The sequence below is a fragment of the Flavobacterium selenitireducens genome, from assembly GCF_014748335.1.
GTDB classification, from domain to species: Bacteria; Bacteroidota; Bacteroidia; order Flavobacteriales; family Flavobacteriaceae; genus Flavobacterium; species Flavobacterium selenitireducens.
Genome location: NZ_JAAVIY010000001.1, coordinates 799,954 through 809,941 on the forward strand (window position 1 = coordinate 799,954; position 9,988 = coordinate 809,941).

The window sequence follows — 9,988 nt, forward strand, 5'->3', positions numbered from 1 at the left end:
GTCTTCCAGTAACCGCCGCTAACCGCCATCGCTGGTTTGCGGTAAATTGAACCAACTTTTTCCATAACTTCGCTTGCGTTCGGCAGAGAGATTTCTCTCCGGAAGGCCGCGACGGCGTTTAGCGGCCTCACGTTGGCTGCCATTTCGAAAAAATCTCGTATATATCAACAATGAAAAAATTATTCTACATATTACTCATTTTAAGCTTTTATAATTGTAAGAATTCACTTGATTTAGGATCTGGGTACTTTGTCCACTCGACTCAAATGGGATGCAGAGCGATCGGAAAAGATTTTAGTTGGAATGTGAAAAGTAATCCTGTCTTTGGGCATGTGACCGAATATGCAGTAGATGACAAATTTATTATCGCTAAGAGAGTAAATCAAGATTCATTAATGGCCCGGCTCAACTTAGCAAAAAGGTCTTGGAAAAAACTGGATCAATTAGCCCAAAATTTTACTGCGGAATATTATATTATAAATAAGCAAGTCGATTCAACATTTGGGCCGCTCACTAAATCTCAATATTCCATTTTAAAAAAGAAATTAAAAATCAACAAATCTTTGGAAATATAGAAACGGCAGCCAACCGCCGCTAACCGCCATCGCTGGTTGAGAGTAACTAGCACCTAAAATTTCCAAAAGTCGCGAAAACAAGATTTTTTCTGCTTTGGCAAGCTTGAAAAAATCGTTGGTTTCGCTACCTTTATTCCAAAGCAGAGAAAATTCTCTCCGGAAGACCGCGACGGCGTTTAGCGGCCTCACGTTACCATCCATAGCTGAAAAAACGATGAAATGAAAACCACCTTTCTTTATTTATCTAAACTCGCGCTTCGATCTTTCATAATTACTGCAATTCTCAGTTGCATTTATGTTCAAATTCTTTCACCTTTAGAAAATATATATAATTCTTGGTGGATAAATTTCTTGATTATTGTTGTTGGTTCTCTATTACTTTCTTTACTCAATTTTTTAGCTGAATGTCTAAACTTAATATATTTAATAAGAAATTCCTTTTTATTAAGATTTGCTTCATTCATAACTATTCCAATTCTATTGTTTATCACTGTGGGAAAAAACGATACTGAAAGTTTATTTTTCGCTATAATTACAATTTTTATGATTACAGCGATTTATTCTTTTTTAAAGTTTTCAAAATTTATAAATAATAAAGAATGTGATGCTACGGCTGGTAACCGCCGCTAACCGCCATCGCGGGTCTACGGTGATTTGAACCATCAGTTTTCCAAAAGTCGCGAAAACAAAGTTTTTTATACTTTGCAAGATAGAAAAAATCGTTGATTTCGCTACCTTTATTCCAAAGCAGAGAAATTTCTCTCCGGAAGGTCGCGACGGCGTTTAGCGGCCTCACGTTAGGCGCAAGCCGCGTACGCGCGAGGAACAAACCGAATATCGAAATAAACCAAAAATATCACATGGCTTTAGAATTTGAGAATGAGATTGAAATAATTGAAGTTATGGAGAGCTATCTTATATCTGCACGACCTCGAGAAGAAATTCGAAGCCAGTTAGATATTGGTTATAAAGTGGATGGCCAAAATGTAATCATATTTGAAATTCGTCCGAGTTGGACTAATCCTAAAGAAAAAGCAGAATATTATGTTGCAAAAGCCACATTTGTAAAAAAAGAAAATACGTGGAAAATCTTTTGGCTAATGTCTGATTTAAAATGGCATAACTATAAACCCTTGCCAAGGGTAAAGAGCCTTAAAGAATTTGTAGATGTTGTAAAAGAGGATAAACTCGGATGCTTCTGGGGCTAGAAATTTGAATTCGGCCAGCGCCTAACCGCCGCTAACCGCCATCGCTGGTTTAGAGAAATTAGAGGCTAAAATTTCCAAAAGTCGCGAAAACAAGATTTTTTCTGCTTAGGAAAGCTTGAAAAAATCGTTGATTTCGCTACCTTTCGTCCAAAGCAGAGAATATTCTCTCCGGAAGGCCGCGACGGCGTTTAGCGGCCTCACGTTACTTGCAAGCCGGCGCTGCGCGCGAGCGCCCGATTTGACACTATTTTTTCCAAAAACGACCGTTTTTCAAATCGGGCGCCGTGGCAATTTTAGAACCAACCTTGTAACAGAGAGTACCAGGTAAATTGCCACGCCAATCTTTGTGTTTTCGGCCTGCAAGTAACCGCCGCTAACCGCCATCGCTGGTTCAGAGTAATTAGAACCAGAAATTTCCAAAAGTCGCGAAAACAAGATTTTTTCTGCTTTGTTAAGCTAGAAAAATCGTTGATTTCGCTACCTTTATTCCAAAGCAGAGAAATTTCTCTCCGGAAGGTCGCGACGGCGTTTAGCGGCCTCACGTTACTTGCAAGCCGACGCTGCGCGCGAGCGCCCGATTTGACACTATTTTTTCCAAAAACGACCGTTTTTCAAATCGGGCGCCGTGGCAATTTTAGAACCAACCTTGTAACAGAGAGTACAAGGTAAATTGCCACGCCAATCTTTGTGTTTTCGGCCTGCAAGTAACCGCCGCTAACCGCCATCGCTGGTTCAGAGTAATTAGAACGTAAAATTTCCAAAAGTCGCGAAAACAAGATTTTTTTTGCTTTGGCAAGCTTGAAAAAATCGTTGATTTCGCTACCTTTATTCCAAAGCAGAGAAAATCCTATCCGGAAGGCCGCGACGGCGTTTAGCGGCCTCACGTTACTGGAAATGGCGGCGAGCGCGAAACCTGAAAAAACGTCACTCCAAAAAAAATCTGAACTTCTCTCTAATTTTATACCATTTAACGAAGGAAAAATATTGGTCGGCTGATCGCGATCAAAACGAGGGATATTATTATATTTAGATCTAAGCGAGCAGCAAAGATTAGTCTTTGATCAGCATGGCGTTTTTAGCAAGCAGTCATTGGTCGGCTTTAGGCATTTTCGATAATTATCAATCAAACTTCAAAAGTTTTGGTTGGTACAAGGTTTCAAAACAAACTATTTTCGTCGATAGATATTGAACCGTTCGTTGACTCAACCTGGCTGGCCTGCTAAAAGAAAAAAATTAACGAAGAAAACAAGATCGTCACTTGATTTGCCAATAGGACGTGCCGCCACTTCCAGTAACCGCCGCTAATCGCCATCGCTGGTTCAGAGTAATTAGAGGCTAAAATTTCCAGAAGTCGCGAAAACAAGATTTTTTCTGCTTTGGCAAGCTAGAAAAAATCGTTGATTTCGCTACCTTTATTCCAAAGCAGAGAAAACTCTCTCCGAAAGGCCGCGACGGCGTTTAGCGGCCTCACGTTACTTGCAAGCCGGCGCTGAGCGCGAGCGCCCGATTTGACACTATTTTTTTCAAAAACCGACCATTTTTCAAATCGGGCGCTGTGGCAATTTTAGAGCCAATCGCGTAACAGAGAATACCAGGCAAATTGCCACGCCAATCTTTGTGTTTTCGGCCTGCAAGTAACCGCCGCTAAACGCCATCGCTGGTTCAGAGTAATTAGAACCGGAAATTTCCAAAAGTCGCGAAAACAAGATTTTTTCTGCTTTGTCAAGTTAGAAAAAATCGTTGATTTCGCTACCTTTATTCCAAAGCAGAGAAAATTCTCTCCGAAAGGTCGCGACGGCGTTTAGCGGCCTCACGTTGGCGGAAATGCATAAATCACTATCGATGAAAAAAACTATTTTATTTGGAATTTTGCTTCTTGCGGGCAATTCCGTGTTTTCCCAAATAACTGATACGATTGAGGAAACCAAAAAATTACCTGAAGCGCAATCTGTTTCATTAATTAGACTAATCTCCAACCCGGAATTATTTTACGGTAAGAGAATAAAAACTCAGGGATATTTTGGAAGAGCATTTAATGATGATGCGCTGTTCCTTAATCGCGAAGATTTTGACAATCATCTATATCTGAACGCGGTTGAGATAAATTTAAAGAAATCTCGCTATGAGTACAATTACAAAGAAAATAAGGAATTTATTGAAATTACGGGTTTGTTCCAGGAAAACAAAGAGTCAAAAAATCACAGCTTGATTTTGGTGAAAATAGAATACATCAAGATTATTGAATAATTTGCACTTCCGCCAACCGCCGCTAACCAAAATGGCGGGAATTGTGTTACCGGAAGTCCAAGTTTTCAAAGCCACAAAACATTGATTTTCCCAACTTTTTAAGTTAGGAAAAATCAAAAGTTTTGCTACCTTTCGTTCAGGCGGAGAATACTTTCTCCGTAAGCCGCCACTTCGGTTAGCGGCCTCACGTTGGCGGCAATTAATATCGACAAATCCACACAAGATGAGTTACAGAGGCATATTTTTCAGAGCATCGGAAATTGAAAACTTACAGAACGAATATTCAGCTGCTGCTGATAAAATATTTAACGATGCCCAAGTTAGATTTTCAAATATTTCATCGCTCGAACAATTATATGCCAGAGTTGGAAAATTGAAAAACTCAGAATCTATTTTAACAAGTTTCCGAATCAAAACTCAAAACTCATACCTTCAAAGAGGAAGTATCCAAGATCCTTGGGTTGGAGCATTTACTCAAAGTCCAAGCGATGTTCATAGATTTAATTTCTTCGGATCCGAGTTCATTTTCTATTCAACCTTAGTGGTTGTACTATTTTTAATAATTAGTTTTTTTACTAAGTTGAAGTTTTTAAAGACATCTTTGGCAACATTGTTTTTGGTGCTAGTAATTATAAATATAGTTAACTGGCAAATTATAGAACCACGTAAAATTGCAGAAGCTAAAGACGGTTTAAATTTAGACAAATACGAAGATCATATTAACGATATGCTTGCCTGTAAAGTTTTCGATAGTCTTTATCATCCAACTCTAGGCTACAGAAAAAGTCCCAGATCAACACCATCAAATTATCACTATGACGTAATTGGAAAGGACGGAGATGGAAGTGAAGTTACAGGAACTGTAGATGTCAATTCCGAATCCGGAAGTGGCAACATTACATTAAATGGACAAGACAAATACATTACAGTTGAGTGGCAAGGACATGGTGAATTAATTGGTCATGATAATGACGGCAAAGTCTACAATCTAGAAGTAAATTAATTTTAACTGCCGCCAACCGCCGCTAACCGCCATTGCTGGGTTTCAGGTAAAATGAAGTGCTTTTTCCAAAGCCGTAAAACTAAGAATTTTTCTGCTTTTTCAAGCTAGAAAAATTCATTAGTTTTACTTCGTCCGCGTTCGGCAGAGAGTACAATCTCCGAAAGCCAGCAACGATCGGTTAGCGGCCTCACGTTGGCAGAAATGCGTGAACGACCGCCAAAAGACTACCTAAGATGAAACTATTAACTTACTTGGTGCTGTAATCTTAGAGTTCTCATATAATAAAAACCGCCAACTTTTAAGTATTCATTTAAAATTGAGAGACGGATTTATTTCCTAATGGAAATGAAACCCAACAAACAAAAAAATTAATTCAGGTACTTCTCATTTCATCGAGTTTTATCCGAAAAGAAATCAAAAGATGAACAATTAAATATTTAGCTTAGCAAAAAATTCGGTCAGAAATAATGAACGCTGAAATAATAGATTTAGTTGGTGAGTTCTTTTGGTATTTAGCCTTTCTCGCTCCATTTTTAGCTGTTACTATTTTCTGGAATTTAATAAGTGGAAAAAAAATATATAAAATATTATTTGGCTTTTTTACAGGACTGATCTTTTCGGCAATTTGCCTTTTTATAAGTGTTGCAATTGCCACAAGAAATGGTTTAGGAAGTTAGCGCACTTCTGCCAACCGCCGCTAATCGCCATTGCTGGTTCGCGGTAAATAGAACCAAATTTTTCCATAACTTCGCTTGCGTTCGGCAGAGAAATTTCTCTCCGGAAGGCCGCGACGGCGTTTAGCGGCCTCACGTTGTATGCTATTTCATTAAAACTGTCACTGATTAACGAACAAACAAATATGAACATTTCGAAAGTCGCGCTAGTAATCCTATTGACGTCCTATCAAATTGCAATCGGGCAAGTGAGACAGACAAGTCAAAATCTTTTTCAGGCTAAAAGAGTTTAGTAAAGACATTGCGCTTTATCATTCGAAATCCTTTCTATACGAAAGAGTAATTGGGGAGTCCGAAAGTGTCGTAAAATTTGAAGCGATTCCTTTAGCAGCTGCAAGTTCAGGAGAACTGACAACAATTCTTTATCGATGTCCAGATTTAAATTTGGAAGGAATGATTTTGGGATTTTACGGAAGTTATCAAAATGAAAACGGTGTAGATTACAGAGGATTTAAATTCAAAAATTTCGAGAAGTTTAAGGCACTTGAATTTTTAGATAAGATTGAACACGCTATTCAAGGGAACAAGAAATTCTTAAACTCGGATTATGACAACAACAATATTGCTTTTAAATTTGATGATCTATATGTTGTAATTTGGTTCTCAAACTTAAGCTATACGATTCGAGTTTTTTGGGAAGATTTTGATTCTACTTGGGAAAAAACAGCATTTGAAAGGTCGAAACGCAGGTTTGAACGAAAGACAAAATAGAGAAACAGCATACAACCGCCGCTAACTTCCATTGCTGTTTTTCGTTAGCGAGAACCACTTTTTTCCATAACTTCGTCTGCGTTCGGCAGAGAATATTCTCTCCGATTGCCGCAACGAGAAGTTAGCGGCCTCACGTTGTGCGAAAGTCTAATAATGACGAACATGAAAATCTATTTACGATTGGCCTTTTTGCTTTGTACTTGTTTAGGGTATTCCCAAGCAGTTGAAATTATATCGTCAGAGATCTCAAACATTGAGATTAACGAAAAGGTAAATGCTGAAATTCAGAGATTATCCCAAATATTAAACAATGAAAACGATAACGCTGATATATATGCAAAAAGGGGAATTCTATATTTTGTGACACGAGACTACGACAAGGCAATTTTAGATTTTGACCACGCAGTAAACTTGAACCAAAAAGATGACGCTCAAATATTTTTCTATCGGGGATTGAGTAAAAATATAACGAAGAAAATTTATATTCCATCAGGTTGTCAAGATCTCGCACAAGCTAAAAGACTGAATTATCAAAGCGCGAATTGGGAATTTCTTTCATTGACTTGCGGCGGCTGGGATTGAAAGACCTTCGCACAACCGCCGCTAACCGCCATCGCTGGTTTAGAGTAATTAGAAGCTGAAATTTCCAAAAGCCGCGAAAACAAGATTTTGTCTGCTTTGGCAAGCTTGAAAAAATCGTTGATTTCGCTACCTTTATTCCAAAGCAGAGAAAACTCTCTCCGAAAGGCCGCGACGGCGTTTAGCGGCCTCACGTTAGCTGAAACCCTGAAAAAAAATCGTCCTCAAATGAAACGATATGATTTAAGTTTTTACATTGGCTTTACTCTGATAGTACTATCATGGATTATTAGCGTTATGAGTTTCTATTTGCTGGTTTTTACTTGGATTCCTTATCTGGTCGGAACGGTCTTAGTGGCTTTATCAAATCAAGAATTGAAAAAAAAATTGCTCACCACTACTTTGCCAATAGTCGGATATGTTCCTATTACTTTTATTTTCCTCTATCTTTATAATTACACATCTCCAAAAGTTTTTCTTATTTCAAAGGAACAAACCGGAATACTTAGGATTATTTATGACCAACAATGCGGTGAAAAATACGTCATCGAAAATGATAAAATAACTATTTCCTTTCCAAAGGACGGAATAATAATATTAGCTGAAAAATTTGACGGAAATACAAATCCAAAAGATGAATATTATTTTTGTGACGATAAGGGAAACCGGCAGAAAACTAATTCCATAGAAATTAGAAGTGCAGGGGTTATCGATTTGAAAAACACACTCTCCAATAATTCAAAAGATTTTAGATATGTGGAATATGTTATTAATTCAAATTACCAAAATGACTACATATATCGGCAGAGATACGATTCGCTAACTAGAAATAAAGTAAATGATTGTAATATTAGGGCTTCAGCTAACCGCCGCTAACCGCCATCGCGGGTTTAGAGTAATTCGAACCTGAAATTTCCAAAAGTCGCGAAAACAAGATTTTTTCTGCTTTGTCAAGCTAGAAAAAATCGTTGATTTCGCTACCTTTATTCCAAAGCGGAGAAAATTCTCCCCGGAAGGCCGCGACGGCGTTTAGCAGCCTCACGTTATCGCCCAGCCGCTAAAAAAGCACGACTTTCCTCCTACCTACCAAAAAACATATCGGGCGTTTATGTTATCCGTTTTGCTGCAGAAATATTCTTTTTGCGCCGCTGCGATATTCCAATTGCGACGTGGAGAATTCAAATTGTACCGCGGAGATATTTTAAATCCAATTGCTACCTATTAAATTAAAATTGCACCGCGGAGATATTCAAATAGCACCGCAGAGATATTCAAGTCGTAGTGCAGAAATATTCCAGTAGCGACTCAGAAATGTATTTCGAAAATACTATCGAAAGATTTAATAATCACTATTTGGATAAAATTAAAGTAATACTTAGTTCGGCCGAGGCGATAACCGCCGCTAACCGCCATCGCTGGTTTAGAGTAATGAGAACTATGAATTTCCAAAAGTCGCGAAAACAAGATTTTTTCCGCTTTGGCAAGCTAGAAAAAATCGTTGATTTCGCTACCTTTATTCCAAAGCAGAGAAAATTCTCTCCGGAAGGCCGCGACGGCGTTTAGCGGCCTCACGTTACCTGCTATTATTGTTGACCGTTGCTACTAACACTGAAAAGTAATGAAAGGAAGAAATACATTCACGAATTCGGAAATCCTAACAATCAAAAAGCTCATCTCAGAAAAAGTTGTGGCGACACCAGAAAAGCAAAAAGGAATTAGAGGAAAAATTCGCAAGATTGGTTTTCATTATTCCGACTTTAGTTCAAAAAAAGATGGCTACACCGTTTCAGACTTTGAAGCACTAATTCGTTCAGGACAAATTAAAATTAGTGACAGTAGTTATAAGCCTGAAGCAAATGAAACGACTAAAGTTATGGCAAAGTCAGTAAAGGTTGAGAAGCAAATCGCGGAAATCCAAAAAACTAAAGATTTGAGGTCAAACCTTGATACTTTCAAAATAAATCGTTTCGACCCTAAAACAGACAGCGAAACAAATATTGCAAATAGTTCGGGCAACTATATTTTGTGTTTAAAGGAAAATTCAAATTTACCGATAGCTTCAATTAAACCTATTCTGACAAGTTTTGAAGGACTACAAGTGATTTATACAGGGATTGCAAGTGGCAGTTTACGGACAAGAGACTTTAGACAACATTTTAAAGGAAATAATGCCGGACGTTCGACACTTCGTAAAAGCCTAGGCGTATTATTTGGATACAAACAAATCCCAAGAGACAGCGACCCAACTACAGGCAAAACCAAATTTAATATCAAAGACGAACAGAAATTATCAGAATGGATGTGCAACAACTTGGTTATGTATTTTTTACCAACTTCCGATTTTGATAACATCGAAATTGAATTAATCAATCATTTTAATCCGCCACTAAACTTGAAACACAATAGTAATATTGTCAACTTGGATTTTAGGAGAATACTCTCAAGTTTACGGGCTAAAAATATTGAATCACGGAAAGGAAAATATAACAGCAGGTAACCGCCGCTAACCGCCATCGCTGGTTTGGAGTGAAATGAACCCATGATTCCATAAACCGCAAAACGAAGATTTTTTCTGCTTTGCCAAGCTTGAAAAAATCTTTCGTTTTACTACCTTTCGAGTCGGCAGAGAGGTTTCTCTCCGAAAGGCCGCGACGGCGGTTAGCGGCCTCACGTTACTTGCAAGCCGGCGCTGCGCGCGAGCGCCCGATTTGACACTATTTTTTCCAAAAACGACCGTTTTTCAAATCGGGCGCCGTGGCAATTTTAGAACTAACCTCGTAACAGAGAGTACCAGGTAAATTGCCACGCCAATCTTTGTGTTTTCGGCCTGCAAGTAACCGCCGCTAACCGCCATCGCTGCTTTACCGTTAATTGAACCAACTTTTTCCATAACTTCGCTTCGTTCGGCAGAGAATATTCTCTCCGGAAGGC

11 protein-coding genes are annotated in these 9,988 nt (G+C 38.5%); 10 read left to right on the forward strand and 1 reads right to left on the reverse strand.

Annotation, left to right across the window (positions count from 1 at the left end):
* Positions 1-170 precede the first annotated feature (170 nt).
* The 10 genes from HC229_RS03535 (at position 171) to HC229_RS03580 (ending at position 9,554) form a co-directional block, all read left to right on the forward strand.
* Entirely contained in the window at positions 171-575 is a 405-nt protein-coding gene (locus HC229_RS03535; protein ID WP_191019048.1) for a DUF3997 domain-containing protein, read from the forward strand.
* Between the two features lie 219 nt (positions 576-794).
* Positions 795-1,205, forward strand: a complete 411-nt coding sequence (locus tag HC229_RS03540) for a hypothetical protein (RefSeq protein ID WP_191019049.1) — start codon at positions 795-797, stop codon at positions 1,203-1,205.
* 230 nt (positions 1,206-1,435) lie between these two features.
* On the forward strand, positions 1,436-1,783 hold the full coding sequence (locus HC229_RS03545; RefSeq protein ID WP_191019050.1) for a DUF3024 domain-containing protein: 348 nt from the start codon (positions 1,436-1,438) through the stop codon (positions 1,781-1,783).
* 1,842 nt (positions 1,784-3,625) lie between these two features.
* Positions 3,626-4,030 carry a hypothetical protein gene (locus HC229_RS03550; protein WP_191019051.1) on the forward strand — a complete coding sequence of 135 codons (405 nt, stop codon included), beginning with the start codon at positions 3,626-3,628 and terminating at the stop codon, positions 4,028-4,030.
* A 223-nt stretch (positions 4,031-4,253) separates the two neighbouring features.
* A complete protein-coding gene (locus HC229_RS03555) occupies positions 4,254-5,033 on the forward strand; it encodes a hypothetical protein (RefSeq protein WP_191019052.1) in 780 nt (259 codons plus the stop codon).
* 467 nt (positions 5,034-5,500) lie between these two features.
* Complete coding sequence (locus HC229_RS03560) at positions 5,501-5,710, forward strand: hypothetical protein (RefSeq protein ID WP_191019053.1); 210 nt, start codon at positions 5,501-5,503, stop codon at positions 5,708-5,710.
* A 450-nt stretch (positions 5,711-6,160) separates the two neighbouring features.
* On the forward strand, positions 6,161-6,478 hold the full coding sequence (locus HC229_RS03565) for a hypothetical protein (RefSeq protein WP_191019054.1): 318 nt from the start codon (positions 6,161-6,163) through the stop codon (positions 6,476-6,478).
* Between the two features lie 162 nt (positions 6,479-6,640).
* Entirely contained in the window at positions 6,641-7,060 is a 420-nt protein-coding gene (locus tag HC229_RS03570; RefSeq protein ID WP_191019055.1) for a tetratricopeptide repeat protein, read from the forward strand.
* An 87-nt stretch (positions 7,061-7,147) separates the two neighbouring features.
* Positions 7,148-7,933 carry a DUF6843 domain-containing protein gene (locus tag HC229_RS03575; protein ID WP_191019056.1) on the forward strand — a complete coding sequence of 262 codons (786 nt, stop codon included), beginning with the start codon at positions 7,148-7,150 and terminating at the stop codon, positions 7,931-7,933.
* Positions 7,934-8,675: 742 nt separating this feature from the next.
* Positions 8,676-9,554 (forward strand): GIY-YIG nuclease family protein, encoded by an 879-nt coding sequence (locus HC229_RS03580; protein ID WP_191019057.1) that lies wholly within the window; start codon positions 8,676-8,678, stop codon positions 9,552-9,554.
* A 243-nt stretch (positions 9,555-9,797) separates the two neighbouring features.
* Here the strand turns inward: HC229_RS03580 and HC229_RS16585 are convergent.
* The coding region (locus HC229_RS16585) for a hypothetical protein (protein ID WP_223845505.1) at positions 9,798-9,988 on the reverse strand (191 nt) is incomplete at its 5' end.

Bases quoted from the DNA above. Each gene is read 5' to 3' on its own strand.
- HC229_RS03535 (WP_191019048.1), top strand. From the start codon at position 171: ATGAAAAAATTATTCTACATATTACTCATTTTAAGCTTTTATAATTGT.
- HC229_RS03540 (WP_191019049.1), top strand. From the start codon at position 795: ATGAAAACCACCTTTCTTTATTTATCTAAACTCGCGCTTCGATCTTTC.
- HC229_RS03545 (WP_191019050.1), top strand. From the start codon at position 1,436: ATGGCTTTAGAATTTGAGAATGAGATTGAAATAATTGAAGTTATGGAG.
- HC229_RS03550 (WP_191019051.1), top strand. From the start codon at position 3,626: ATGAAAAAAACTATTTTATTTGGAATTTTGCTTCTTGCGGGCAATTCC.
- HC229_RS03555 (WP_191019052.1), top strand. From the start codon at position 4,254: ATGAGTTACAGAGGCATATTTTTCAGAGCATCGGAAATTGAAAACTTA.
- HC229_RS03560 (WP_191019053.1), top strand. From the start codon at position 5,501: ATGAACGCTGAAATAATAGATTTAGTTGGTGAGTTCTTTTGGTATTTA.
- HC229_RS03565 (WP_191019054.1), top strand. From the start codon at position 6,161: ATGATTTTGGGATTTTACGGAAGTTATCAAAATGAAAACGGTGTAGAT.
- HC229_RS03570 (WP_191019055.1), top strand. From the start codon at position 6,641: ATGAAAATCTATTTACGATTGGCCTTTTTGCTTTGTACTTGTTTAGGG.
- HC229_RS03580 (WP_191019057.1), top strand. From the start codon at position 8,676: ATGAAAGGAAGAAATACATTCACGAATTCGGAAATCCTAACAATCAAA.